The following is a 25,726-nucleotide window of genomic DNA, read 5'->3' as shown; positions in this document are numbered from 1 at the left end:
CATTTTCAAAAATGCTGCGTCTAACTAACAAACGACGCGAAGAGGCGTCCGTAAAACGAGCACTGACATTGGAAAATGAGATAGAACTGATTGAGGGCTGCCGGGCAGGAAAGGATTCCGCCCGAAAGGAATTATACACCCTCTACTCCAAGCAGATGCTGGCGGTATGTTACCGCTATACGGGCGATGTCGATGCGGCCCATGACGTATTGCACGATGGCTTCATCAAAATTTTCACCCACTTCACCTTCCGTGGCGAATGTGCATTGAGTACCTGGGTGACAAGGGTAATGGTGACGCAGGCGATAGACTACCTGCGGAAACAGCAACGTTTCAGCCAACTGGTGGTGAATGAGGAACAATTGCCCGACATTCCGGATGAAGCAGGCATTGCCGAAACCGGAGGCCGTATTTCCGAAGAAATGCTGATGGCGTTCGTGGCGGAACTTCCCGATGGATGCCGTACTGTATTCAACTTATACGTCTTTGAGGAGAAATCGCACAAGGAAATAGCCGAAATCCTCCACATCAAAGAGCATTCGTCTACCTCGCAGTTGCATCGTGCTAAGTGTTTGTTGATAAAAAGAATTAAAGAATATACTGAATATGAGAGAAAATGATGAAATAACCGGTTTGTTCCGCAGTCGTCTTGCCGGCGCAGAGATGACAGTGCGGGAGGACTTCTGGGAAGGGTTGCAACGTGACTTGCCGTCACCGGTTGCCGCAAAAGGCAGGAGGCAGCTTTTTCTTTCTCCGAGGTTTCACCGCGTAGCCGCAGCCGCCTCTGTTGTATTTGTACTGGGAGCTGCTTCTGCCGCTTTCTGGTATTTCTCTCCGAAAGAGGAAATCAAGGAGGCCTTTACACAAGTGGCGGCCATGACGCCGGAAGGTAACTTGAACGGGGATGTGGTGCAGGAAAGTTTTCCCTCTATCCATCAGGCCAACCCCATGGCACAAAAGCCCGGTACACAGCATCCCGCCAACGGCATTCCGGCAGGATTGACGGCGCAGGCCGATGAGGATGAATCCATGTCTGTCCATGTTTCCATCCGGATTACCCAACGGGTGTACGGAAACCAGCAGCAGCCGGGAAACGGTTATTACAGTAACGGAACTCCGGCCGGAAACGGGAACTACCATTCAAATCCTGGCCATAAGGATGCTGATATAGATAGAATGCTGCCATCTTCTGAGGAAGAACCGGCAAAGTCTGTGGCTGTATCGCCATCTAAGCCCCGTAATTGGGCATTGAAAGCAGGCATCGGCACTTCCCTGCCGAAAGGGAATTTCCATATGCCGTTCACGGCCGGGGTAAGCGTGGAACGTTGTTTGAACAAGCATTTCTCCTTGGAAGCCGGTCTTCAGTATAATTGCTTGGATGGTGACCATACGTTGCATACGCTGGGAATTCCGGTAAGGCTGAACATGATGCTGGCCAGTACGCCGAAAGTGGATTTCTATGCTATGGTAGGTGGAGCAGCCGAGAAATGCATTGCAGGTGCTCCGGACAATGGTTTCGGTGCAGAGCCGGTACAGTTGTCGGTTGCTGCCGGAGTAGGGGTACGCTATAAAATGAACAACCGTTTTGCCTTGTTTGCAGAGCCGTCTGTATCCCATCATTTCGATACGGACTCGCAGACAAGAACCTTGCGTACGGAACGGCCCACCAATCTGAATCTGTTGTGCGGCGTGCGCATGACTTATTAATCTTAAATACCATACAAATATGAAGACTCTATACAATAAATTACATATATTCGGGCAGACTATGCTGCTCGTATTCTTTACTCTTTCTGTTCTCTCTTTGAGCTCTTGCAGCAAAGAAACGTTGGACTACAACCATCCGGATGTAGACTTGTTTGTCAAGCAGTTGAAGGCTGGCAAATATTCTACCCAAAGTCCGGATGGATTGAGTAACATGCCCAAGTTCACTTCCGAAGATATAGAGGAATTGCTGAAGTATGCCGAGGACTTGACGGTCATTCCCTCTTTCCCCCTGGCTCCGGTATCCTATTCGGCAGGTGGCAAGCTGCGTTTGGGCGAATGCATCCTGTGGACGGTAGAGACTATCCGCCTCGGGAACAATGCTTCGATGGGATGCAAGATGGTACATACGGATGCGGAGAATTATGAAGGTATCTATTTCCTTTCGGACGAAGAGGTGCTGGATGCCGCTTCGCGCTACCGCCGCTGGTGGGAAACCCGTAAGTATCCACGGACTATGTGGACGATTGATCCCTGCTATGACGAACCGCTTTGTGGCAGCGGATATATGTGGTGGTGACCTGTTTTTAGGGATTAAGGATTAGGTATTAAGTAATCAAACTGTCAGGTGAAGAGATTTATACTTGTAATGGGGCTGCTCTGTGCAGTAGCCTTCCCTTGTTATGCCCAAAACTGGACCCCTCAGGACTCGTTGAGGCTGAACCGGTTGCTGAAGGGCGAGGGGGAGGTAAAACTGAATCCGGAGGTATTGCAGGAATTGGAAATGAACAATTCTCTGGGTACTCCGAAAGCGGTGATGGACAAGTCGTGGATGGATTTTGATAATTCATTGCCCGTCATGCCGAAAGCGCCCGAGAAAAAAGTGGTGCTTACCTTACGTCCTTATACAGCCAATACCAAATATAATTGGGACCCCATTTATCAGAAAAAAATCAAGGTAGACAAGGATACTTGGCGAGGAGATGAATTCTATGCGCTTAAGATTCTGATGATTCCTACGAACTGGGCTAAACATCCGTTTGATGCCGGTCCGCGTGAGACGGTGGAGCAGATTGAAGCAACCGGTTTGCGTTACCGGGTGACGGAGCGGGCCAATAATATGGCTGTGGGCGGTTGGCAGGGTGCCAGTGGCGGTGGAATTTCCGGTTTAGACCTGATGACACCTTTTACCCGTGAGTTTTGGAATTTCAAAGGCCGCAAGCGCCGTGCCCGTACGCTGGAAGTATTGAAGGCGTATGGAGATTCGATAACTGTTTTGGAACAACAGTAATTTATCACTTTTTGTCAAATTTTGAACTTTCTTTCTCCTCTTCTTGTTTTCATTAGTAAACCTTTAAAAAAAGTAATAATGAACAGAGTGACTTCTCTATTCGGAATAAGATATCCGATAATTCAAGGTGGCATGGTGTGGTGTAGCGGCTGGAGACTTGCTGCTGCTGTAAGCAATGCAGGAGGGCTAGGCTTGCTCGGCGCAGGTTCGATGCATCCCGAAACGTTGCGGGAGCATATCAGGAAATGCCATGAGGCTACGCATCATGCTTTTGGTGTGAATATTCCCTTGATGTATCCCCAGATAGAAGAGATAATGCAGATTGTGGCCGACGAGGGAGTGAAGATTGTATTTACATCTGCCGGCAGCCCGAAGAAATGGACTGGTTGGTTGCACGAGCGTGGCATCACGGTGGTGCATGTTGTTTCGTCCTCGCGTTTTGCCGTGAAGGCAGAAGAGGCGGGTGTTGATGCAGTAGTTGCCGAAGGCTTCGAAGCCGGTGGGCACAATGGGAGGGAGGAGACTACCACCCTGTGCCTGATACCAGCTGTACGTGCAGTTACTACACTTCCGCTGATTGCCGCCGGTGGCATTGCAACGGGTGAGGCCATGCTGGCTGCCCGGGTGCTGGGTGCGGAAGGTGTGCAGATTGGTACACGCTTTGCCTTGACGGCAGAGAGTTCTGCAAACGAGGTATTTAAGGATTACTGCTTGCATTTGGAAGAAGGGGATACCCGTCTGCTTTTGAAGAAATTGGCTCCGGTGCGTCTGGTGCGCAATAACTTTCGCAGCGCCGTAGAGGCTGCTGAGGCTGTGGGAGCTTCAGAGGAAGAACTTCGTATCCTTTTAGGGCGTGGCCGTGCCAAACGTGGTATTTTTGAAGGTGACTTGGAAGAAGGGGAACTGGAAATAGGGCAGGTATCTGCCTTGCTGCATGGAAAGGGAGTGCAGTCTGTGGCGTCGGTCATGCAAGAGTTGGTGGAGGAGAGCAGAAGGGCGTGGGAGAGAATGCAGGAATTGGATTTCTGAATATTCCCTCTTCTGGTATCATATAACAATAAAAAAGGAATATTCCCGGTGATTTCGGGGATATTCCTTTTTTAGTTTCAACTTATAACCTTTTATCCTTTGGGGATATTGGTTGTGTCTTTTGCCGTATTTCCACTTGTGGCGGAATTACTTGTGCCATTGCTGCTGGCAGTGGCGCTACCGGTAGCCATATTTGTTGCACTTTTACCGGCTGTCTGCACAGCAGGTTGCTCTTCCCAATGGAACGGTTCAAAGCTACTGTTCGGGTCAACCCAGGACGGTTTCTTGGAAGCATAAATAATGAATGGGGCAATGACTACAATCAGCGCACCGATGATGAGCACGGAGAACCATACAGTGTTGCTGCCTGTTGAAATCTGGCTGGGTGGGATAAAGCTCAATACGAATGCCAGCAATGACCCGCAGAAACCAAGACCACCGATGAGCCACATCAATCCGTTGCCATTCTTGCCGATACGGAACGGACGGTTCAGCTTCTTCATCTTATAACGCAGCACGATGGCTCCGGAGAACATCAGCATATACATGATAAGATAGAGGACTACAGTCAGCTGTGATAGAATCTGGTAGAAACTCTGTACGGAAGGCATGACTACGAACAGAAGGCTCAGTACGGTTACTGCACCGCCTTGTACATAAAGGATATTCTTCTGTACGCCCAGTTTGTTTGTCTTTTGGAAGAACGGAGGCATGTAGCCTGCTTTTCCTACGGCAAAGATACCTTTGGACGGACCGGCAACCCATGTCAATACACCTGCCAGCACCCCGAATGCCAGAGCAATGGCAATGATGGGTGACAGCCAGGAGGCACGGATGTAATGGAAATAGTTATCGAAGCCTACAAGCAGACTCTGTGTCAGACTGATGTCTTTGGCCGGGATGATGATACCCAGTGAGAAAGTTCCGAGTACGAAGATGATAACCGTAATGGCTGCACCGATGAACACTGCCTTCGGATAATTCTTGGAGGGATTGTTCACGTCTTTTACGTGGATACCGCCCATTTCCATACCGGCATAGAAGAGGAAGATACTGGCAGCAAGCACCACGTTGTCGAAGTTCGTCAAGTCGGGGAAGAAGCTGCTGTGGAAATCCAGGTTGGAGTGTCCGCCGGTGGCAAGGTAGATAATACCCAGGATAATCAGCAGTGCGGCAGGGATAATAGTCCCGACCAGGCCGCCGACCTTTGCCACTTTACCTACCCAGCTCATGCCCTTCATGGAGATGAACGTAGCCAGCCAGTAGATGATGAGGACAACGACGAGCGAGTAATACTTGTTGTTGGCCAGTGACATGTCGTGTACGTCGTTCATGCCGATGAAAGCAATGGATACGGCACCGAATGTCAATACGGTAGGATACCAGATTGTACTTTCAATCCATTGTACCCAGATGGCAAGGAAGCCCAGTTTTTTTCCGTAGGCTTCGCCCACCCAGCGGAACACACCGCCTTGCTTGTCTTGAAACATGGCAGCCAGTTCCGCGGCGACAAGTGACGTCGGAATCAGAAAAACAATGGCTGCAAATAAGTAGTAGAAGGCCGAACTCATTCCGTACACGGCCTCGGCAGGAAGTCCACGTAGGGATACTACTGCCGTCACATTCATGATTGCCAGGGTAAATACACCCAGCTTCACTGTTTGTTTAATATTTGCCATAAGTTAAGGTTTTAGATGAAAAATATATTCAAAATCAGCGTCTATAACAACACTTGGGGAGAGTTGTTCCCAACGGATAAGTGAAAGTTCCGGTTTTAACTATTCAGGAAGCGTCGGCTTTGGGCGCGGGCTTCTGTGCAACTTTCTTGTAGAACTCTTCTTTTTCCTTATTGCGCCGTTCGACCAGGCTCGTTACATACACTGTAAAGATAGGGAACATCATCATGCCCAGCGCAGCCAGCAGTACGGACAGTACCCGTCCGGTGGGAGTGACTGCTATGATATTGGAACCCACCGTCGTCACGTCCATAAATGCCCACCATAAGGCGTCTCCATATCCTTTGACTAAAGGATTGGGACCATGCTCCATGACATAAAAGGCCAGACTGGAAAAATAGACAGTGGCCAGCAACATGGTAAGGTAGGAAACGAACAGTCCCGATGCGCGGTTGTACGTCAGCCAACCCACCACGATAGCCATGGCGTAACCACCCCGCACCAATGGGATGAAACGCAGCATATAGGTTATCTCGGGTGAGAAAGTCCATCCCATATAGGCAATGATGTTTTGATAGGGTATAGCTACCAGCAGGAAAATGAAATGCGTGGCCACGTAGTGACCCTTCTTCTCTGCCAGGAACCATTCCAATACAAAATCTGCCAGGAACAGGGCACATATCCACAACTGTACTTTCATGTAGACCGACTGTTCGTAAAAGGGGATCCCCTTGAACGTGTCGACAGAGATGCTGATAACTAAAAATAGCGACAGTATCAATATAATGACATGCAGTATGCCATAGATACCTTTTTCCCGCAATACAAATTCTGATAGAGCCATTTTCATGATGAAGTCCATTATAAAGTCATAAGTTATGAGTTATAAGTCATTTGCTGATTACGGTGCCTACCAACAAATAACTCATAACCTATAACTCATAACTAAAAAGAGAAACTTATTCTGTAATCGTTACGTTATCACCGTTGAACACACCCAGGCCGAGCTTGTTCATGATGAACTTGATTGCCGATTGGGCCTTTACGGAGTTTCCCGCTTCGTCTAGGGGAGGAGCGAAGGCCGATACTCCCATGACACCGGGCAATACGGCCATTACACCACCGCCTACACCGCTTTTGGCCGGTATGCCGGCGGTGTACATCCAGTCGCCGGAATGCTCGTAGAAGCCTACGGTCGAAATCATCGACGTAATTTTCGGTGCCAGGCTGGCTTCGAACACCGTTTGTTTGGTGACGGGGTTCACACCGTTATTGGCGATGGTTCCTGCGGCAATGCCCAGTTGCTGGGCCGTGATGCCGAGAGAACACTGGCGGGTATAGAGGTCGAGTGCCATATCCGGATCATCGTAGATGCGGTTGTAGTTTTTCAGCAGCCAGGCAATGGAGCGGTTGTTGAAGTTGGTAGCCGTTTCCGATTTGTACAGTTCGTCGATGAGTTGTGGGGCAGAGCCGCACAGCTCAGTGACATTCTGTACAATGGCATCCCATTTTTTGTCGGAGTTTCCCACTGGCTGCACCATGGAACAAGCGGAAATGGCACCGGCATTTACCAATGGAGTGGAAGGGTGGTCGTTTTCCAGCAAAATGGCGATGATGGAGTTGAATGGTAGTCCCGTGGCATCGGCACCTATCATGTCCAGCACTTTCTGTGCACCGTATTGGCGCAGGATAAGGATGGCCGTGTGTACCTTCGAGACGGACTCTATACCGAAACGATAGTCTGTGTCACCTATATTGATGGTCTGCCCGTTCATCAGGCAGATGCTGAGTCCGAATAGTTTGGAGTCTATGTTGGCAAGGTAGGGAATATAATCCGCATTCTTGCCTCCTGTGCTGCCCTTCACCTCATTGTAGGCTTCTTGGGCAACCTCCTTTATTTGTGAAATTGATATTTTCTTTTCCATAAACACGTTGTGATGTACGATTAGACGATGTACGATTTACGATTGAAATTACTCCTTTAAACGTAGTCCGTATCAAGAGAAACTCTAATCGTACATCGTAAATCGTTTAATCGTAAATTAATTTATTTTTTATGAGTACGGCATCCGTGGTTGAATATTTTGGTTTCCACCGGCAGGTTCTTTTCCTGTGCCATACGGGTAGGAGTCGGGTAATCCAGTTTCTCCAGCTCCGTGATGGCATTCTTGATGTCACCCAGCAGCATGTCTGCCATGTCGCGGCTGAATCCTTGGCGAACAACGACGCGCATTACGACGTAGTCTTCCAGCTTTGAAGGCAGTGTATAGGCGGGTACCATCCAACCGTGTTGTGACAGCTTGTCCTGCAGGTCATACAGAGTCCATTTGGCAGCTCTTGCATATTCCGGTTTCAAATACCAGATAAACAGCGGGTTCACAACCTCGTCGGAATAGTTTACGAACGGAGCCATCTTGCCGATTTCGTCATGGATATACTTGGCGATGGTCAGAGAGTTGTACTGTACTTCCTTGTAACCCTGGAATCCCAAACGGATGAACTGGTAATATTGACCCAGAATCTGTGCGGCAGGACGGGAGAAGTTCAGGCCTACCTGAGTAATGTTGGCACCGAGGTAGTTTACGCTGAATGACATTTCTTCGGGCAGATATTCCTTGCCTTTCCAGCAAACCCAGCCCAGACCCGGATAAACTAGACCGAATTTGTGTCCGCTGACGCTGATGGAGAGTACCCACTTCAGACGGAAGTCCCATTTCTTTTCGGGATAGAGGAACGGGAGGATGAAACCGCCGCTGGCGGCATCTACGTGGATAGGAATGTCGTAGCCGGTCTTCGCATTGTAGGCATCGAGGGCTTTGTCGAGGGCTTCGACGTCATCGTTCAGTCCTGTCCATGTAACGCCTTGGATAGGCACGATACAGATGGTGTTCTCATCACACATCTTCAAGGCTTCTTCGGGGTCGAGCGTGGTCTTGTCCAGTGTCAAAGGCACTTCACGCATTTCAATCTGCCACAATTGGGCGAATTTTTCCCATACCACCTGGAAACCGGTTGAAATAACGAAGTTGGGTTTGTCGAACGGTTTGCCTTGTGCCTGACGTTTCTTGCGCCAGCGCAACCAGGCTGCCACACCACCCAGCATACATGCCTCCGAGGAACCGATGGCAAGTGCGCCGGTTTTCCAGGTTTCTTTTTCAGGAGAGTTCCAGAGGTTGGCCACGATGTTGATACATTTACCGTTCATTACGGCGATGCGCGGATATTCGGTCTCGTCAATGTAGTTGATGTTGATGGCTTCGTTCATCAGCTTGGTTGCATATTCGTCCATATAGGTAGTGACGAATGTAGCCAGATTCAAGCGAGGCTGCGTTTGGGCGAAGGTCTCGTCTTTCACCATCTGATAGGCGATTTCCGGGGTAGTAGGTCCGTCGGGAATCTTTTCTACGGGTGAGGGTTGTAACATACGGTTTGAACCGAATACTTCAGTTTTTGCATCTCCTTTTCTGAAATTCAAATCTTCCATATTAATAAGTTTTTTAAAGGTTTAGGCGGCGAGGCTTTTCCCCGTCGAATTTCCCACAACAACGGGGTTTGCGGATGAAAGTTCCTGGGTTTTGCATTATTTGGCGTTTATTAAAGGGCAGCGTAGTAAAATCTTAAAAAACGAACATTCTGAAGGTAAGTTTGTTGTTCCCACATTATTCATTTAATTAATATACTACTATATGAAAATCAATACCGGAAGGGGTACAATCCCCCTTATTACGCTTGTCGGCATTTGGTCTGTCTCTGCATTGACTTCCTTGCCGGGATTGGCCGTGTCACCTATTTTGGGACAGCTTACCACCATTTTTCCACATGCCACGGAACTGGATATACAGATGCTTACCTCCCTGCCTTCACTGCTGATAATTCCTTTTGTGCTGTTGGCGGGCAAGCTGGCAGAGAAACGTGATTTTGTGCGTCTGCTGAAAGCGGGGCTTTGGATGTTTGCCGCCAGTGGGGTACTTTATCTTTTTTCGGACAAAATGTGGCAGTTGATGGTGGTCAGCGCTTTGCTTGGCATCGGTTCGGGGGTGATTATTCCGTTGTCCACCGGTCTGGTTTCACGCTATTTCACGGGGGAATATCGGGTGAAGCAGTTTGGTTACAGTTCTGCCATCACCAATGTGACGCTGGTTGTGGCAACGGCGGTGACTGGGTATCTGGCAGAGGTAAACTGGCACTTGCCTTTCGTGGTATACCTGCTTCCGTTGGTTTCTCTGCTGCTTGTCGGATATTTGAAGGGGGATACCGGTCAGCCGCAGATAGCAGAAGATACAGCTGCCGTTGTTCCGGAGGAATCCAAGCGTGCGGTTCCCGGTAAATACGGCATCCATATCTGCCATCTGCTACAGTTGATGCTGTTTTATGGCGTCACTACGTATGTAGTGCTGGCGGTTACTTTTGACTTGCCTTTTTTGATGGAGGCCCATCACTTCTCCAGCGGAAATTCCGGATTGATGATCTCCTTATTCTTCCTTGCCATTATGGCTCCGGGTTTCTTCCTGGGGCATATCGTGAAGTGGATGGGGAAACACACAAAGTTTTACAGCCTTTTGTCCATTGCAGCGGGTTTGCTCTTGATATGGATTTCGCCTAAAGAATGGCTGATAATACCGGGATGTATGTTGGTTGGTTTGGGATATGGTGTCATTCAACCGCTGATTTATGACGAGACAGTAGATACGGCCATACCGGAAAAAACAACTTTGGCACTGGCCTTTGTAATGGTGATGAATTATCTGGCGATTCTATTGTCCCCGTTCATTACAGACTTCTTTCAGACCTTGTTCCACACTAATTCCAAGGAATTTCCGTTTATTTTCAACCTCTGCATCACACTGCTCGCTATGTGGTGGGAGTATGCGAGGAAGAAGGATTCTTTGTTGGGGGGGAGTTATGAGTGATGAGTGATTTGTTGGTAATTGTGCTGCGCTACCATGCTGAAAGGAAAATACCAACAAATCACTCATCACTTATAACTTATAACTCAATCGCCTCATATTTCAGCCCGAAGACGTCGGCTACAGCTTTGTATGTTACTTTGCCTTCCACTACGTTCAATCCTTGCGCCAGAGCCGGGTCGTCCTTGCAGGCTTGTCTCCAGCCTTTGCATGCCAGGGCAACGGTGTAGGGCAGGGTGGCATTTGTCAGTGCCATGGTGGAGGTGAAGGGTACGGCGCCGGGGATATTGGCAACGGCGTAGTGCACAATTCCATCCACAATGTAGGTAGGATCGCTGTGCGTAGTGGGATGGGAGGTCTCGAAACAACCGCCCTGGTCGATGGCTACGTCCACGAGTACGGTGCCGGGTTTCATCATCTTCAGCATTTCGCGGGTGATGAGATGCGGGGCCTTGTCACCGGGGATGAGGACGGAACCTACTACCATGTCGATGTTCGGCAATTCCATCTTGATGTTATGGGTGGAAGAATAGAGTGTCTTTACGTTTTTCGGCATCACTTCACTCAGGTAGCGCAGGCGGGGAAGGTTGATGTCGGCAATCAGTACCTCGGCACCCATTCCGGCAGCTATCTGTGCGGCATTGGTGCCCACGATACCACCTCCAAGGATAAGTACGCGTGCGGGACGTACGCCCGTTACTCCGCCCATCAGTTTTCCCTTGCCGCCTTGTGGCTTTTCAAGGAAGCGGGCTCCTACTTGGGTAGCCATACGTCCTGCCACCTCGCTCATGGGGGTAAGCAGCGGAAGTGAACGGTCTTCTTTTTCCACGGTTTCGTAGGCGATGCAGACGGCACCGCTTTCAATCATGGCTTCGGTCAGTAATTTATCGGCTGCAAAGTGGAAATAGGTGAATACCACTTGTCCCTTTTTAATCAGTTTGTACTCCGGTGTAATAGGTTCCTTTACCTTGACAATCATGTCGGCTGCGGCATACGTGTCTTCAATGGTCGGTAAAGTCTTTGCACCTACGGCGATGTAGTCATCGTCGGAGAAACCGCTGTTTGCGCCTGCCGTGGCCTGCACATACACCGTATGACCTTTTTTTACCAACTCGGCTACTCCGGCAGGGGTCATGCCCACGCGGTTCTCGTTGTTCTTGATTTCTTTAGGTACTCCGATAATCATAACCTTAAAGTTTTAATTGGGGGGTTAAACATGGCGCAATATAGCGATTTCCCGGCTTGGGTGTTATCGGTGTATCTATGTTCTTCAACAGAATTTTTATGCATGTTTTAATCAATGATAATTGCACCTTTCTGTAGGTAGAGAGAACTATTCTTTTTATATTTGCATGCATTTAAAATAATATTGACTGTACAAAATATGAAATATCCTATATTTTTCTCTCTTTTGTTCTTTATTGGTAGTGTGCAAAGCGGCTATGCCCAAGAAACCGATACAGACAAGACCTCCTTCACCCCGCCTTTTGATTTCCCCATCACCTTCTCCGGTAACTTCGGCGAGATACGTGCCAACCATTTTCATGGCGGACTGGATTTCAAGACCGGTGGAACCATAGGCAAGCCGGTACGCGCTCTGGCCGACGGATATATTTCGCGTATCCGCGTTACCCACGGTTCGGGCTATGTGCTCGATGTGGCTTATGACAATGGTTATTCGACGATAAACCGCCATTTGAGTGCCTTTGTGGGCGATGTGGCCCGCCGGGTTGAAGACTTGCAGTACGAGAAAGAAAGTTGGGAGGTGGAAATTACTCCCGAACCCGATGAATATCCCGTGAAGGCCGGTCAGATAATAGCTTTGAGCGGAAACACCGGATACTCTTTCGGTCCGCACCTGCATCTGGATATGATAGAGACGGCTACGGACGAATATATAGACCCGCTGCCTTTCTTCATGGACAAGGTGAAGGACAAGACTGCCCCGCGTGCCGAAGGTATCATGCTGTTTCCTCAGCCGGGAAAAGGAGTGGTGGAAGGCAAGCAGACGCGACGGGCTTTTCCGGCACATCCTACGAAACCCATTATCGCCTGGGGACTGATTGGTGCTGGCATCCGTGCCTACGATTATATGGACGGAGTGCAGAATAAATATGGCGTGAAGGCGGTGATTCTCGAAGTGGACGGCGAGGAAGTCTTCCGCAGTACGGTAGACCGCTTTGCCTATGAGGAGAACCGCTATATCAATTCGTGGACACACGGTCAGTACATGAAGTCTTTCATAGAGCCGGGCAACCGCCTTCGCATGCTGCAGGCATCCAACGGCAATCGCGGACTGGTGGACATCAACGAAGAACGCCCTTACCGGTTTGTCTATACGCTGAGAGATGCGCTGGGAAATATCTCCAAGGTCCGCTTCACAGTGCAGGGACAGAAGACGATAATTGCTCCGGTGGAACATCGTGAGAAATACGCCCTCAAATGGGACAAGGTGAACTATCTGCAGGAGCCGGGGCTGGAGTTGGTTATCCCGAAAGGAATGCTCTACGATGACGTCTTGCTGAACTACTCCGTGCGGGCTGATAGTGGCGACATCGCTTTCACCTATCAATTGAACGATACCCGTATTCCTATGCACGGTACCTGCGATTTGCGTATCGGCTTGCGCCGGCGTCCGGTGGAGGATATGGCCAAATATTATGTGGCGGGCGTAACGGCACGCGGTGGAAAATATCGTATTGGCGGTAAGTATGAGGATGGTGTCATGAAAGTGCGTATACGGGATTTGGGGACTTATACCGTGGCGGTGGATACGGTTCCGCCGGTGATAACTCCCCTAAACCAAGCCCAATGGGGACGTACGGGAAAAATCATCTTCAAGGCCAAGGACAAGGAAACCGGCATCAATACCTATCGGGGTACGATTGACGGGAAGTATGCCTTGTTTGGAAAGCCCAATTCCATCAGTGGTAACCTGGTGTGCGAGCTCGACCCGAAACATGTGGAGAAAGGCGGCAAGCATGTGGTGGAGATGACGGTGACGGATGGCTGTGGCAACCGTACCACCGGACAGTTTGAATTTGTATGGTAAAGACTGAAATATTTAGTAACATTATAATTTAGAAGTATGAAAAGTAAAAGACTGACTCTTTTCGTCTTGTTTGTTGTGGCAGCCGTGGCGAATGCGCTGGCCTGCACCAATCTTATCGTGGGCAAGAACGCTTCTGCGGACGGTTCTACCATTGTTTCCTATTCTGCCGATTCTTATGGTTTGTTCGGCGAGTTATATCATTATCCTGCCGGTATGCACAAGAAAGGTACGCTGATTGACATACACGAGTGGGACACCGGCAAATACCTCGGGCAGATAGAGCAGGCCCGCCAGACGTACAATGTCATCGGCAATATGAATGAGTTCCAGCTCACTATCGGTGAGACGACATTCGGCGGACGTCCCGAGCTGGTGGATACCACCGGCATCATCGACTATGGCAGCCTGATTTACCTCGGTCTGCAACGCTCACGCACCGCCCGCGAGGCCATTAAGGTGATGACGGAGTTGGTGCAGGAATACGGCTATTACAGCAGTGGCGAGTCTTTTACCATTGCCGACCCCAACGAAATATGGATTATGGAGATGATTGGCAAGGGACCCGGTGTGCGCGGTGCCGTATGGGTGGCTGTCCGCGTGCCCGATGATTGTATCTCTGCTCATGCCAACCAGAGCCGCATTCATCAGTTCAACATGAACGACAAGGAGAACTGTATGTACTCCGCCGACGTCATCTCCTTTGCACGCGAGAAGGGCTATTTTGACGGTGTGAACAAGGATTTCAGCTTTGCCGATGCCTACGCTCCGCTCGATTTCGGTGCCCGTCGCTATTGCGAGGCCCGTGTATGGAGCTATTTCAATATGTTTACCGACCGTGGCAACGAGTTCCTGCCTTATATATTAGGTGAGACGAACACTCCGATGCCTCTGTTTGTGAAGCCCAACCGCAAGGTTTCCGTGCAGGATGTGAAGAACGCCATGCGCGACCATTATGAAGGTACTCCTCTCGACATCAGCAAAGATTTCGGCGCAGGCCCGTATCATACCCCGTACCGCCTTTCCCCGCTTTCTTTCAAGGTGGGTGACCAGGAATACTTCAATGAACGTCCCATCTCCACCCAGCAGAGCGGTTTCGTATTCGTGGCACAGATGCGCTCCGAGTTGCCCGATCCTATCGGTGGAGTATTGTGGTTCGGCACAGATGATGCCAACATGACGGTATTTACGCCCGTATACTGCTGTACGGACAAGGTTCCCGTATGCTACACCCGTGTGGACGGCGCCGATTACATCACTTTCTCCTGGAACTCCGCTTTCTGGATTTTCAACTGGGTGGCCAATATGGTTTATCCCCGTTATGACTTGATGATGGGCGACGTGCGTGCCACTCAGACAGAGTTGGAGACAACCTTCAACGAAGCGCAGGAAGGCGTTGAGGCTGCTGCTGCCAAACTACTGGAAAAAGACCCTGCCAAAGCAAAGGCATTCCTTACCAACTATACGAACATGACTGCCCAAAGCACTTTCGATACTTGGAAACGTCTTGGCGAGTTTCTTGTCGTAAAGTATAATGACGGCGTTGTCAAACGTATGAAAAACGGTCAATTCGAACGTAATTCCATCGGCCAGCCGGCAGGCGTAATCCGCCCGGGATACCCGAAGGAGTTCCTTGAAGAGTATGTTAAGCAGACGGGAGACAGATATAAAATGCCTGAATAAAATTAGGATATTTGAACTTATTCTTCTACATTTGTGTCTTACAAAAAAGTTTATATTAACCCTTAAAACAATAACAGTCTTATGGAAAATCAGGAACTGATTAAGCAGGTGACTGAGAAAGCCGAAAAATGGCTTACCCCGGCATATGATGCCGAAACTCAGGCAGAAGTGAAACGCATGTTGGAAAATCCAGATAAAACCGAATTGATAGACAGTTTTTACAAAGACCTGGAGTTTGGAACGGGTGGTCTGCGTGGCATCATGGGTGCCGGTACAAACCGCATGAACATCTACACCGTAGGTGCCGCAACACAGGGCTTGTCCAACTATCTGAACAAATGTTTTGCCGGAAAGAAGGATATTTCCGTTGTTGTGGGGCACGACTGCCGCAACAATAGCGACAAGTTCGCAAAGATTTCTGCCGACATCTTCTCTGCAAACGGCATCAAGGTATATCTTTTTGATGACCTTCGTCCTACGCCCGAAGTTTCATTTGCCATTCGCCACTTCGGCTGCCAGAGCGGTATCAACATTACAGCCAGCCACAACCCCAGAGAATACAACGGCTACAAGGCTTATTGGGATGACGGTGCGCAGGTGCTCGCTCCGCACGATACAGCCATCATAGACGAGGTAAATAAGGTGACGGTGCCCGACATCAAGTTCAACGGCAACAAGGACTTGATTCAGATTATCGGCAAGGAAGTGGATAAGGTTTATCTGGACATGGTTCACTCCATCTCCATCGACCCCGAAGTCATCCGTCGCCAGAAAGACCTCAGCATTGTGTATACTCCGCTTCATGGCGCAGGCCGCGTGCTCATTCCGGACTCATTGAAGGAGTGGGGATTTGAGAATATCAACTGCGTGCCCGAACAGATGGTGAAGGACGGCAATTTCCCAACGGTGGTTTCTCCGAATCCCGAAAATGCCGAAGCCCTTTCCATGGCCATTGCGCTGGCCAAGAAGATTGACGCTGACATCGTGATGGCAAGTGACCCGGATGCCGACCGTGTCGGTATGGCCTGCAAGGACGATAAGGGCGAGTGGGTGCTTATTAATGGTAACCAGACTTGTCTCATTTTCTTGTACTACATCATCAAGAACCGTATTGCAATGGGCAAGATGCAGCCAAACGACTTCATCGTGAAGACCATCGTGACCACTGAACTCATCAAGGCTGTGGCAGACAAGAACAAGATTGAAATGCGCGACTGCTACACCGGCTTCAAGTGGATTGCTCGCGAAATCCGTCTGAGCGAAGGCAAGCAGCAGTATATCGGTGGTGGTGAAGAAAGCTATGGCTTCCTGGCCGAAGACTTTGTCCGTGATAAAGATGCGGTTTCTGCCTGCTCCTTGCTGGCCGAAATCTGTGCTTGGGCCAAAGACCAGGGTAAGACGCTCTATGACGTATTGATGGAAATCTATGTAGAATATGGATTCTCAAAGGAAACCACCGTGAATGTGGTGAAACCGGGTAAGAGCGGTGCCGAGGAAATCAAGGCGATGATGGATAACTTCCGTGCCAATCCTCCGAAGGAAATCGGCGGTTCGGCTGTCAGTCTGATTAAGGATTACAAGACGCTGGAACTTACTGATGCCCAGGGCAACGTAAGCAAGCTGGATATGCCCGAGACTTCCAATGTACTTCAATATTTCACTGTAGACGGCACGAAGATTTCTGTCCGTCCTTCCGGTACGGAACCGAAGATTAAGTTCTATATCGAGGTGAAGGGCGAGATGGGTTGTCCGAAATGCTATACCAGCGCCGATGCCGAAGCTGAGAAGAAAGTGGAGGCAGTGCGCAAGTCACTCGGCATTTGATAGGAAAGAGGAAAAAATGTGTATATAGTGTTCGGAGAGGCGTAACCCGTGAGGGCTGCGCCTCTTCCTTTTGCTTCTGTGTTGAAAGAAAACTTAAATAAAGACTTAAACCCGATGGTTGATGAACAAAACGTTTGCAGGGAAGTTAAGTATAGGCAGATTGCGGTTACACACCGATTGGTTGATGTGAATGAGAGTCGTTTCATTCGTAGTTGTTCGTTTGTGAGTGTGTGTTTTCCGCAATCTGCTTTTTAAAATTTCTTCCCCCCCTCTTTTTAATTCTTTAATTTTTAATTGTTCTCCATCCACCAGTCTATCAGCCTTCTTGCGATACTCAGTTTTCGTGGAATTTCGGGCAGGTTGTCTTTGGAATAGAAGGCGGCAGCGGTCAGCTCATCTTCCTGCAGTTTTATCTCCCCGCTTTCGTAGTCGGCAATGAAACCCACCATCAATCCGCTGGGGTAGGGCCAGGGCTGGTTGCTGAAGTAGGTGATGTTCTTTACCTTCAGCCCCGTTTCCTCAAAAACTTCCCGTTCCACACATTCTTCCAGTGTCTCGCCGGCTTCGAGGAAGCCTGCCACCAGTCCGTAGAAGGTTCCTCGGAAGTTCCGGGCATGCACCAGCAGGATTTCGTCTCCTTTGCGTATCAGTACGATGATGGCGGTGGAAACGGGAGGGTACATCTCATTGCCGCAGTTGGGACACTTCTTCATGATGGGGGTCTGGTGCTCCATGGCGGTGCCACACACGGGGCAGAAGTGGCTGTGCTCGTCCCAATAGAGTATCTGGAAGGCCTTTCCTGCAGAACGGTACTCGTCCGGCGAGATGTAGTCGTACGATGCGCGCAGGCCTATCATGACCCATTCGTCGGTTTCGGCCACGGGCTGTTCCAAGGCGAATGCACGTACTTGCTTGCCGTTGGGGGGGAACACTTCGTGTATATTACTTCCGGCTTCCGGTGTCAGAGGAGGCTCTATACTGACGGGTACGCTGTATTTTATTTCTCCTTTGTCTGTATATCCTTTTTTCAGCAGCAGTTGGTCTTTGAAGAAGACGAACCACTGCGTGGAGGGTTGGGGTTCTGTTGATTTTTCCATTGTTTGTTGTTTTATTATTTGGGGGGGATGAACACGAAAATACAAAGGCATAGAGATTCTTTTCAAAGAGATAAAGCATTAATTTCTATGTCTTTGTATCTCTGTGTTCGCCTCCCCCCTAAATTTCGTTTGCTGTGTCTTTTTCTTGTCGTACATAGACCGTTGACCTTCCCATTCCGCGGCGGCGCAGGAACCCTTGCCGGATGAAGTTGTTTAGTTCGTCTATGGCGGCATGTCTGGTTAGTCCGCTTAGCTGGATGTATTCGTTCTTGTTGATACATACATTCTGCTTGAGGAACAGTTCCAGTTCGGTTTTTCTTGTTTCTTCGGTGGTCTCTACTACTTTTTTCGATTTCTTGGTAGTGGAGTGTACACGTTCCAACGTCATTTTCTTCTTGATGTTGTTGCGGAACGTGCTGCTGATGCGCAGGTGTACGTTTTGGAATTGGACGGATTCGGAGCGGATTTTCTTTTTCTCGTCGTCGGTCTCGCGCAAGCATTTCAGTGAAGTGCTGAAGAATCCGAGTTCTCCCAGCTCCACGATGTTTCCGTTGGCAAGGAGGTCGCACAACTCGTCAATGCAGGCATCCAATGCTGCCCCTATCACATTCTTGGGCAGATGTTGGAAAGTTGCAATATGTTCCACAAACTCCTTTTGGGTATAAGTCCTTTTCGGGCAGATACGTGCATGGAGTGATTTCTTGTCTTCTTTCCCGTCGGGCGAAGGCGTTTCGTAAAGGTCGTAATACGCGCTCATAAGATATTTATTTTTGTTTATAGCGATAAACAGTTCTCGTCGCTTCGGGGAATTATTTTTGTCGCTAAGCAGATTAATTTTCTTCTTCCTAAAAACTAATCGTCCGACAACTGTTGCATTATCGTCCAACAGTTGTTTAATTATCGTCCGACAGCTGTCGGACGAAACAGAAATGGGTATGGGACGATTAATTCTTAGTGAACAAAGGTATAAAATATTGTGATACGAAGGGTAGTGTTTGGGGAGGAAAGTTTTAGTAGGCAGGAAGTTTTTTAAGGAAAGAAAAAGTAGTTTCTTTGATGGAAAAACTCGTTTATTGAAATAAAAAATCCCCCGTTAAGGACGAGGGAACCTAATGTCTTCACAACGGAATAATCCTTATTGTGATTTGCTTCATTTTAGTACGACAAAGATAAGAATAAAAATGATATATCCTGCAATCTTTTCAAATGCTTTTTTTACATTTGTGGAAATTAACTTTAAATTATTGTTATGAAAAAAATATTGGGGTTGGATTTGGGGACCAGTAGCATTGGCTGGGCATTAGTTAATGAGGCAGAAACGAGCGAAGAGAAATCGTCAATAATTAAGCTTGGTGTGCGAGTAAACCCTTTAACGGTGGACGAATTGCAGAATTTTGAAAAGGGGAAGAGTATCACTACAAATGCAGATAGGACAGCAGGTCGAAGTATGCGACGTAATTTGCAGCGCTATAAACTGCGGCGTGAAAATCTGATTGAGGTCTTGAAAGAATATAATTTCATTACCGATGAAACGATATTGTCTGAAAATGGTAATAGAACGACTTTTGAAACATATCGCTTAAGAGCGAAAGCTGCTGTAGAAGAGATTTCATTAGAGCAATTTGCACGTGTGTTATTAATGATTAACAAGAAACGTGGTTATAAAAGCAGTCGGAAGGCCAAAGGAGCAGAAAATGGGACTTTAATTGACGGGATGGAAGTGGCCAAAAAAATGTATGATGAGGGTATTACACCCGGCGAATTATGTTTGCAACTTCTTACAGCAGGAAAAAGATATTTCCCTGATTTTTATCGCTCAGATTTGCAAGCTGAATTTGATAGAATTTGGAATTTTCAGAAACAATTTTATCCAGATTCCTTAATTGATAAAGTCAAAGACGAAGTAAGAGGAAAGAATAAGTCACAGACTTGGGCTATATTAGCGAAGTATTTTGTATGGAAAGAAGTTGAAAATAGTTGGAATGAAGAAGAAGCCCAAACTAGAAGAGTAGAAAAAGAATACAGACTTGTGGGAATTAAAAGGGGAGTAAAGAGAGAGGAATTGAAACTTGAAAACTTCCAATGGCGAGTAAAAGCACTTTCCGAGAGGATGAATCCTGAAGAACTTGCAATCGTTTTGCAAGAGATAAATGAGCAGATTAGTAATTCGAGTGGGTATTTAGGTGCAATTAGTGATCGAAGCAAGGAACTATATTTCAATAGACAAACTGTTGGACAGTATCAAATGGCTGTTTTGGATAACAATCCTAATATAGGCTTGCGGAATATGGTGTTTTATAGGCAGGATTATTTGGATGAGTTTAATACGATATGGGAAAAACAGGCTGAATTTCATAAAGAGTTGACGGAAGATTTGAAAAAGGAAATTCGGGATATCGTTATCTTTTATCAACGTCGTTTGAAAAGTCAGAAAGGTTTGATAAATATTTGTGAGTTTGAAAGGCGGCAGATAGAGGTGGAAATAGATGGTAAGAAAAAGATTAAAACTATTGGTAGTCGGGTTATTCCTCGTTCTTCACCTCTATTCCAGGAATTTAAGATATGGCAGACTTTAAACGATATAGAGGTGTCGGTGCTTGGTGTGAAAAATAAACGTAAAAAGCAAGATGATAATTCTACTACACTGCTCGATTCTGCCGAAAATATTGATTCTTTGAAATTGAATGTTAGCCGTCCTCTGGATGCTGATGAAAAAAGCTTACTTGCTAAAGAACTTTTTATCCGTGATAAGCTGACTAAATCAGATGTGCTGAAATTGCTATTTAATAATCCTCAGAATCTGAATCTGAATTTTAAAAATATTGATGGAAATAGAACAGGAAGTGCCTTATATCAGGCATTTAGTAAGATTCTTGAAATATCTGGTCATGAGTCTATTAATTTCAAAAAATCAGCTGACGAAATTGTAGAACAAGTAAAAACGATATTTTCTGCTTTGGGTTGGAATACGGAAGTTTTGTGTTTTGATTCGGAAAAAGAATTGGACAAGCAACCTTACTTTAAACTTTGGCATTTATTGTACTCTTTTGAGGGTGATAGTACGCCGACCGGAGATGGAAATCTGATTCAAAAGATAGCAGATTTATGTGGTTTTGAAAAAGATTATGCTTCAATTTTGGCGAATATAACTTTTCAAGAAGATTATGGTAGTTTGAGTACAAAAACAATTCGTAAGATATTACCTCATCTAAAAGATGGAAATCAGTATGATGTTGCTTGTGAATATGCAGGGTATAAACATTCAAAATCCTCATTAAAGAAAGAAGAAATTAAGAACAAGGTATTGAAAGATAAATTAGAGCTTCTTCCTAAGAATAGTTTGCGTAATCCGGTTGTTGAGAAGATACTGAATCAGATGGTCAATGTGATTAATGCGATTATTACTACTTATGGCAAACCGGATGAAATCCGTATTGAACTGGCTCGCGAATTAAAGAAAAATGCAAAAGAGAGAGAAGAACTGACGAAATCTATTGTGGATACAACAAAAACGCACGAAGGGATAAGAGCTATTCTGCAAAATGATTTCGGAATGTCTCATGTAAGCCGTAATGCAATAATTCGTTATAAATTGTATGAAGAGTTGAAAGATAATGGTTATAAAACCTTGTATTCTAATACCTATATTCCCAAAGAAAAATTGTTCAGTAAGGATTTTGATATTGAGCATATTATTCCACAGGCTCGTTTGTTTGATGATTCTTTCTCTAACAAAACATTGGAAGTGAAAAGTATAAATATTGAGAAAGGGAGTAAAACTGCTTATGATTTTGTGGAGGAGAAATATGGCGAACAAGGTTTGCAGGAATATTTAAATCGTTGCGAGGTACTGTTCAGGGATAAGAAAACTAAACTTAGAAAATTGAAAATGCAGGAGAGTGAAATCCCTGAAGGATTTATTGATAGGGATTTACGGAATACACAGTACATTGCAAAGAAAGCTCTTTCTATGTTGAATGAAATTTGTCGTCGAGTGGTTGCTACTACTGGGGCGATTACTGATGAATTGCGTGAAGATTGGCAACTTGTTGATGTTATGAAAGAATTGAATTGGGAAAAATATAAAGTACTGGGATTAGTCGAATATTTTGAAGATAATGATGGAAGGTTGATAGGTAGGATTAAAGATTGGACTAAGCGTAACGATCACCGCCATCATGCAATGGATGCTTTGACAGTAGCATTTACTAAAGATGTATTTATCCAGTATTTTAATAATAAGAATGCTAGTCTTAAGCCTGATACGAATGAAGCTGCAATAAGAAATAAGTATTTTCAAAATGGAAAGGCTATTCCTCCCATGTCTTTAGATGAATTTCGTGCTGAGGCAAAGAAGCATTTAAATGATACGCTAATCTCTATTAAGACCAAGAATAAGGTAGTTACAATTAATCTCAATAGAACAAAAAAGAAAAATGGAATAAACAAAAAGCAGCAACAAACTCCACGAGGGCAATTGCATTTGGAAACTGTTTACGGTAGTCATAAACAGTATGTGGTTAAAGAGGAGAAAGTGAATGCCTCGTTTGATGCAGCTAAGATAGCCACTGTAAATAAACCTGCTTATAGAGATGCATTATTGAGGCGTTTGCAAGAAAATGGCAATGATTCGAAGAAAGCTTTTACTGGTAAGAATTCATTGGACAAGCAACCTGTTTGGTTAGATGCTAAGCAGAACGAGTGTGTTCCGGAAAAGGTTAAAACAGTAATGCTTGAAACGGTTTATACGGTACGAAAACCTATTGATGAAAAATTGAATGTAGATAAAGTTGTAGATGCGAGAATTCGTAAACTTTTGCAGGATCGCATAAAAGAATACGGTAATGCGAAGAGTGCATTTGCCAATCTGGATGAAAACCCGATATGGCTCAATAAAGAGAAAGGTATAACTATAAAGCGAGTGAGTGTTTTTGGTATCAGTAAAGCGCAATCACTTCATGAAAAGAAGGATAAGGATGGTAATTTTATTTTAGATAAAGACAGTCGGAGGATTCCGGTTGATTTTGTTAATACAGGTAATAATCATCATGTCGCAATTTATCGTAAACCAGTTTTAGACAAAAAGGGACAGGCTGTATTTGATGAAAATGGTGAATTGAAGTTTGAACTTGAAGAGGTTGTAGTTTCTTTCTTTGATGCAGTGACGCGGGTAAATCTTAGTCAACCTATTATTGATAAAGATTATAAGAGAAGTGAAGGTTGGAAGTTTCTTTTTAGTATGAAGCAAAACGAGTATTTTGTGTTCCCAAATGAGAAGACTGGCTTTGACCCTAAAGAAATTGATTTGCTGAATCCTGAGAATTATGCTTTAATAAGTCCAAACTTGTTTAGAGTGCAAAAAATAGCCTCTAAAGATTATGTGTTTAGGCATCATTTAGAAACAGTTGTTGCAGATAGGAAAGAATTGCAGGAGATTACCTGGAAACGAATTTCTTCTCTAAGTATATTGAACAGAATTATTAAAGTCCGAGTCAATCATATTGGTCAAATTGTTATGATAGGGGAATATTGAGATGGAGAATAAATTGAAATTGTTTCAAGGCAAGAGTATTCGTTCCGCCTGGAATGAAGAAGAACAACAATGGTATTTTTCTATTTTAGATGTTGTTCAGGTTTTGACAGATAATGCAATGCTAAGCAATATACAAAGCGAATGTGTTCAAGAGATGAAATGTTGAATTTGAACTGGGGTACAAATTGTACCCCAGTTCAAATGACTGCTGAAGATGGTAAAAGAAGGAAAATCCAAGCGGCAAATATAAAAGGACTTTTTCGTATCATTCAGTCTATTCCTTCTCCCAAAGCAGAGCTTTTTAAACTGTGATCAGCCCAGATTGGCTATGATCGTGTACAAGAAATTGAGACCCCAGAATTAGCTCAAGAGTGAATGAAAGAACTTTATGAACAGAAAGGGTGTCTCCTCAGTTACCGTTTGAAGAAGGTGATGAATAATATTCACTAAAATTGAAGTACTATGATTAAGAAAACACTCTATTTTGGAAATCCAATTTATTTATCTTTAAAGAATGCACAGTTAGTAATAAAACTACCGGAAGTAGTGAAAAATGAAACTTTAACGGGAGGATTTAAACAAAAGGCAGAAGTGACAAAACCAATAGAAGATATTGGTGTAGTTGTATTGGATAATAAGCAAATTACGATTACCTCAGGAGTACTGGAAGCTCTACTTGAAAATAATTGCGCTATCATAACCTGCGATAGTAAAAGTATGCCCGTTGGCCTGATGCTTCCTTTGTATGGCAATACAACTCAGAATGAACGTTTTCGTCAACAATTAGGTGCTTCTCTTCCATTGATGAAACAATTGTGGCAACAAACCATTAAGCAAAAGATAGAGAATCAGGCAGCTGTGTTGAAAAAATGTGCAGGGGAAGAAATAAGATGCATGAAAGCATGGGCTGCTGATGTGAAGAGTGGGGATTCTGATAATCTGGAAGCTCGGGCTGCAGCTTACTATTGGAAAAACCTATTTAAAATAGATGGTTTCACGAGAGATAGAGAGGGCATTCCACCTAATAATTTGTTGAATTATGGGTATGCGATATTGCGTGCTGTTGTGGCACGTGGGTTGGTATTGAGTGGACTTTTGCCTACGTTAGGCATTCATCATCATAATCGTTATAATGCGTATTGCTTGGCTGATGATATAATGGAACCTTATCGTCCGTATGTGGATGAACTGGTTTGTGATATTATGAAAAAAGGAGGAGATTATGGGATGTTGACAAAGGAACTGAAAGGACAGCTTTTGACGATTCCGTCGTTAGATGTTATTATTTCAGGTAAGCGTAGTCCGCTAATGATAGCAGTGGGACAAACAACAGCTTCTCTTTATAAATGTTTTAATGGAGAGTTGCGTAAAATAGCATATCCGGAAATGTAATGGACCGTTTTAGTGAATATCGCATTATGTGGGTACTGGTGTTATTTGATTTGCCTACTGATACCAAGAAGGATAAGAAGGCGTATGCAGACTTCCGGAAGAACCTGCAGAAGGATGGATTTACTATGTTTCAGTTTTCCATCTACGTACGACATTGTGCCAGCAGTGAAAATGCAGATGTGCACATAAAAAGAGTTAAATCTTTCTTACCGGAGTTTGGACAGGTGGGAATTATATGTATTACGGACAAACAATTTGGTAATATTGAGCTCTTTTATGGGAAAAAAGTTCAAGATGTGAATACACCGGGGCAACAGTTGGAGTTATTCTAAAAGTAAAAATCCCACTTGTTGGTGGGATTTTTAGTGGAAAACTGTTTGCTTTTTGTGATTCAAATTGATTGTTTAACCATTTGATTATTAGATTATAATGAATAGTCAGCTGTTTCCAATGGTTCAAAGATACTAAAACTCGCTCACATACGGATGGATTTCGCAGGAATAATGCAAACTATTGGAATAAAAGGGAGATATGTAGGTTT

General features: G+C 45.7%; 19 protein-coding genes. 12 read left to right on the top strand and 7 right to left on the bottom strand.

From position 1 onward, the window contains the following. The first annotated feature begins 11 nt into the window (after positions 1–11). The 5 genes from DXD65_RS11115 (at position 12) to DXD65_RS11095 (ending at position 4,024) form a co-directional block, all read left to right on the top strand. Positions 12–620 carry an RNA polymerase sigma factor gene (locus tag DXD65_RS11115; RefSeq protein ID WP_005831214.1) on the top strand — a complete coding sequence of 203 codons (609 nt, stop codon included), beginning with the start codon at positions 12–14 and terminating at the stop codon, positions 618–620. Then, positions 607–1,707 carry an outer membrane beta-barrel protein gene (locus tag DXD65_RS11110; protein WP_055288597.1) on the top strand — a complete coding sequence of 367 codons (1,101 nt, stop codon included), beginning with the start codon at positions 607–609 and terminating at the stop codon, positions 1,705–1,707. Before DXD65_RS11115 ends, DXD65_RS11110 begins: the two co-directional genes overlap by 14 nt. 19 nt (positions 1,708–1,726) lie before the next feature. Next, positions 1,727–2,284, top strand: coding sequence for a DUF4943 family protein (locus DXD65_RS11105; RefSeq protein ID WP_005831209.1), 558 nt, complete (start codon positions 1,727–1,729; stop codon positions 2,282–2,284). Positions 2,285–2,332: 48 nt separating this feature from the next. Continuing rightward, a complete protein-coding gene (locus tag DXD65_RS11100) occupies positions 2,333–2,995 on the top strand; it encodes a DUF4858 domain-containing protein (protein ID WP_008664780.1) in 663 nt (220 codons plus the stop codon). A 78-nt stretch (positions 2,996–3,073) separates the two neighbouring features. Next, complete coding sequence (locus DXD65_RS11095; protein WP_009038261.1) at positions 3,074–4,024, top strand: NAD(P)H-dependent flavin oxidoreductase; 951 nt, start codon at positions 3,074–3,076, stop codon at positions 4,022–4,024. A gap of 92 nt (positions 4,025–4,116) precedes the next feature. On the opposite strand, the gene gadC is transcribed toward DXD65_RS11095, so the two are convergent. The 4 genes from gadC to DXD65_RS11075 form a co-directional block, all read right to left on the bottom strand. Continuing rightward, positions 4,117–5,703, bottom strand: coding sequence for a putative glutamine/gamma-aminobutyrate antiporter GadC (gene gadC / locus DXD65_RS11090; protein ID WP_005832260.1), 1,587 nt, complete (start codon positions 5,701–5,703; stop codon positions 4,117–4,119). 103 nt (positions 5,704–5,806) lie between these two features. Next, the gene (locus DXD65_RS11085; RefSeq protein WP_005832258.1) at positions 5,807–6,550 is read right to left on the bottom strand and encodes a potassium channel family protein; all 744 of its coding nucleotides are present in this window, start codon (positions 6,548–6,550) and stop codon (positions 5,807–5,809) included. Between the two features lie 109 nt (positions 6,551–6,659). Then, positions 6,660–7,625 carry a glutaminase A gene (gene glsA / locus DXD65_RS11080; protein ID WP_005831199.1) on the bottom strand — a complete coding sequence of 322 codons (966 nt, stop codon included), beginning with the start codon at positions 7,623–7,625 and terminating at the stop codon, positions 6,660–6,662. Between the two features lie 122 nt (positions 7,626–7,747). Continuing rightward, entirely contained in the window at positions 7,748–9,184 is a 1,437-nt protein-coding gene (locus DXD65_RS11075; RefSeq protein WP_005831197.1) for a glutamate decarboxylase, read from the bottom strand. A gap of 202 nt (positions 9,185–9,386) precedes the next feature. Here DXD65_RS11075 and DXD65_RS11070 point away from each other — a divergent pair, with 202 nt between their 5' ends. Then, positions 9,387–10,610 carry an MFS transporter gene (locus DXD65_RS11070; protein ID WP_117887635.1) on the top strand — a complete coding sequence of 408 codons (1,224 nt, stop codon included), beginning with the start codon at positions 9,387–9,389 and terminating at the stop codon, positions 10,608–10,610. 76 nt (positions 10,611–10,686) lie between these two features. On the opposite strand, the gene ald is transcribed toward DXD65_RS11070, so the two are convergent. Further along, positions 10,687–11,793 (bottom strand): alanine dehydrogenase, encoded by a 1,107-nt coding sequence (ald, locus tag DXD65_RS11065; protein ID WP_035448795.1) that lies wholly within the window; start codon positions 11,791–11,793, stop codon positions 10,687–10,689. 198 nt (positions 11,794–11,991) lie between these two features. On the opposite strand from ald, the gene DXD65_RS11060 reads away from it, so the two are divergent. The 3 genes from DXD65_RS11060 to DXD65_RS11050 all read left to right on the top strand — a co-directional run bounded on the left by DXD65_RS11060 (position 11,992) and on the right by DXD65_RS11050 (position 17,163). Then, positions 11,992–13,659, top strand: coding sequence for a M23 family metallopeptidase (locus DXD65_RS11060; RefSeq protein ID WP_035448794.1), 1,668 nt, complete (start codon positions 11,992–11,994; stop codon positions 13,657–13,659). Positions 13,660–13,695: 36 nt separating this feature from the next. After that, complete coding sequence (locus tag DXD65_RS11055) at positions 13,696–15,339, top strand: C69 family dipeptidase (RefSeq protein ID WP_035448792.1); 1,644 nt, start codon at positions 13,696–13,698, stop codon at positions 15,337–15,339. Between the two features lie 81 nt (positions 15,340–15,420). Then, positions 15,421–17,163, top strand: a complete 1,743-nt coding sequence (locus tag DXD65_RS11050; protein ID WP_117887634.1) for a phospho-sugar mutase — start codon at positions 15,421–15,423, stop codon at positions 17,161–17,163. A gap of 290 nt (positions 17,164–17,453) precedes the next feature. Here DXD65_RS11050 and nudC read toward each other — a convergent pair whose 3' ends face one another. After that, positions 17,454–18,260, bottom strand: a complete 807-nt coding sequence (gene nudC / locus DXD65_RS11045; protein ID WP_016274387.1) for an NAD(+) diphosphatase — start codon at positions 18,258–18,260, stop codon at positions 17,454–17,456. Positions 18,261–18,378: 118 nt separating this feature from the next. Then, complete coding sequence (locus DXD65_RS11040; protein WP_117887633.1) at positions 18,379–19,017, bottom strand: HU family DNA-binding protein; 639 nt, start codon at positions 19,015–19,017, stop codon at positions 18,379–18,381. 492 nt (positions 19,018–19,509) lie between these two features. On the opposite strand from DXD65_RS11040, the gene cas9 reads away from it, so the two are divergent. The 3 genes from cas9 (at position 19,510) to cas2 (ending at position 25,517) form a co-directional block, all read left to right on the top strand. After that, complete coding sequence (gene cas9 / locus DXD65_RS11035) at positions 19,510–23,793, top strand: type II CRISPR RNA-guided endonuclease Cas9 (protein ID WP_117887632.1); 4,284 nt, start codon at positions 19,510–19,512, stop codon at positions 23,791–23,793. Between the two features lie 462 nt (positions 23,794–24,255). After that, a complete protein-coding gene (gene cas1 / locus DXD65_RS11025) occupies positions 24,256–25,185 on the top strand; it encodes a type II CRISPR-associated endonuclease Cas1 (protein ID WP_117887631.1) in 930 nt (309 codons plus the stop codon). Further along, positions 25,185–25,517: a CRISPR-associated endonuclease Cas2 gene (gene cas2, locus DXD65_RS11020; RefSeq protein ID WP_035448785.1), complete on the top strand. Its 333-nt coding sequence runs from the start codon at positions 25,185–25,187 to the stop codon at positions 25,515–25,517. Before cas1 ends, cas2 begins: the two co-directional genes overlap by 1 nt. Positions 25,518–25,726 lie beyond the last annotated feature (209 nt).

The sequence above is a fragment of the Bacteroides sp. 4_1_36 genome (assembly GCF_003466325.1).
GTDB lineage: Bacteria > Bacteroidota > Bacteroidia > Bacteroidales > Bacteroidaceae > Bacteroides > Bacteroides uniformis.
Note: the sequence above shows the minus strand (reverse complement) of the source record. Positions and strands in the feature narration are given on the sequence as shown.

What these genes read in the sequence shown, in the direction of transcription:
- DXD65_RS11115 (WP_005831214.1), top strand. Translation starts at nt 12, where the DNA reads ATGCTGCGTCTAACTAACAAACGACGCGAAGAGGCGTCCGTAAAACGA.
- DXD65_RS11110 (WP_055288597.1), top strand. Translation starts at nt 607, where the DNA reads ATGAGAGAAAATGATGAAATAACCGGTTTGTTCCGCAGTCGTCTTGCC.
- DXD65_RS11105 (WP_005831209.1), top strand. Translation starts at nt 1,727, where the DNA reads ATGAAGACTCTATACAATAAATTACATATATTCGGGCAGACTATGCTG.
- DXD65_RS11095 (WP_009038261.1), top strand. Translation starts at nt 3,074, where the DNA reads ATGAACAGAGTGACTTCTCTATTCGGAATAAGATATCCGATAATTCAA.
- gadC (WP_005832260.1), bottom strand. Translation starts at nt 5,703, where the DNA reads ATGGCAAATATTAAACAAACAGTGAAGCTGGGTGTATTTACCCTGGCA.
- DXD65_RS11085 (WP_005832258.1), bottom strand. Translation starts at nt 6,550, where the DNA reads ATGAAAATGGCTCTATCAGAATTTGTATTGCGGGAAAAAGGTATCTAT.
- glsA (WP_005831199.1), bottom strand. Translation starts at nt 7,625, where the DNA reads ATGGAAAAGAAAATATCAATTTCACAAATAAAGGAGGTTGCCCAAGAA.
- DXD65_RS11075 (WP_005831197.1), bottom strand. Translation starts at nt 9,184, where the DNA reads ATGGAAGATTTGAATTTCAGAAAAGGAGATGCAAAAACTGAAGTATTC.
- DXD65_RS11070 (WP_117887635.1), top strand. Translation starts at nt 9,387, where the DNA reads ATGAAAATCAATACCGGAAGGGGTACAATCCCCCTTATTACGCTTGTC.
- ald (WP_035448795.1), bottom strand. Translation starts at nt 11,793, where the DNA reads ATGATTATCGGAGTACCTAAAGAAATCAAGAACAACGAGAACCGCGTG.
- DXD65_RS11060 (WP_035448794.1), top strand. Translation starts at nt 11,992, where the DNA reads ATGAAATATCCTATATTTTTCTCTCTTTTGTTCTTTATTGGTAGTGTG.
- DXD65_RS11055 (WP_035448792.1), top strand. Translation starts at nt 13,696, where the DNA reads ATGAAAAGTAAAAGACTGACTCTTTTCGTCTTGTTTGTTGTGGCAGCC.
- DXD65_RS11050 (WP_117887634.1), top strand. Translation starts at nt 15,421, where the DNA reads ATGGAAAATCAGGAACTGATTAAGCAGGTGACTGAGAAAGCCGAAAAA.
- nudC (WP_016274387.1), bottom strand. Translation starts at nt 18,260, where the DNA reads ATGGAAAAATCAACAGAACCCCAACCCTCCACGCAGTGGTTCGTCTTC.
- DXD65_RS11040 (WP_117887633.1), bottom strand. Translation starts at nt 19,017, where the DNA reads ATGAGCGCGTATTACGACCTTTACGAAACGCCTTCGCCCGACGGGAAA.
- cas9 (WP_117887632.1), top strand. Translation starts at nt 19,510, where the DNA reads ATGAAAAAAATATTGGGGTTGGATTTGGGGACCAGTAGCATTGGCTGG.
- cas1 (WP_117887631.1), top strand. Translation starts at nt 24,256, where the DNA reads ATGATTAAGAAAACACTCTATTTTGGAAATCCAATTTATTTATCTTTA.
- cas2 (WP_035448785.1), top strand. Translation starts at nt 25,185, where the DNA reads ATGGACCGTTTTAGTGAATATCGCATTATGTGGGTACTGGTGTTATTT.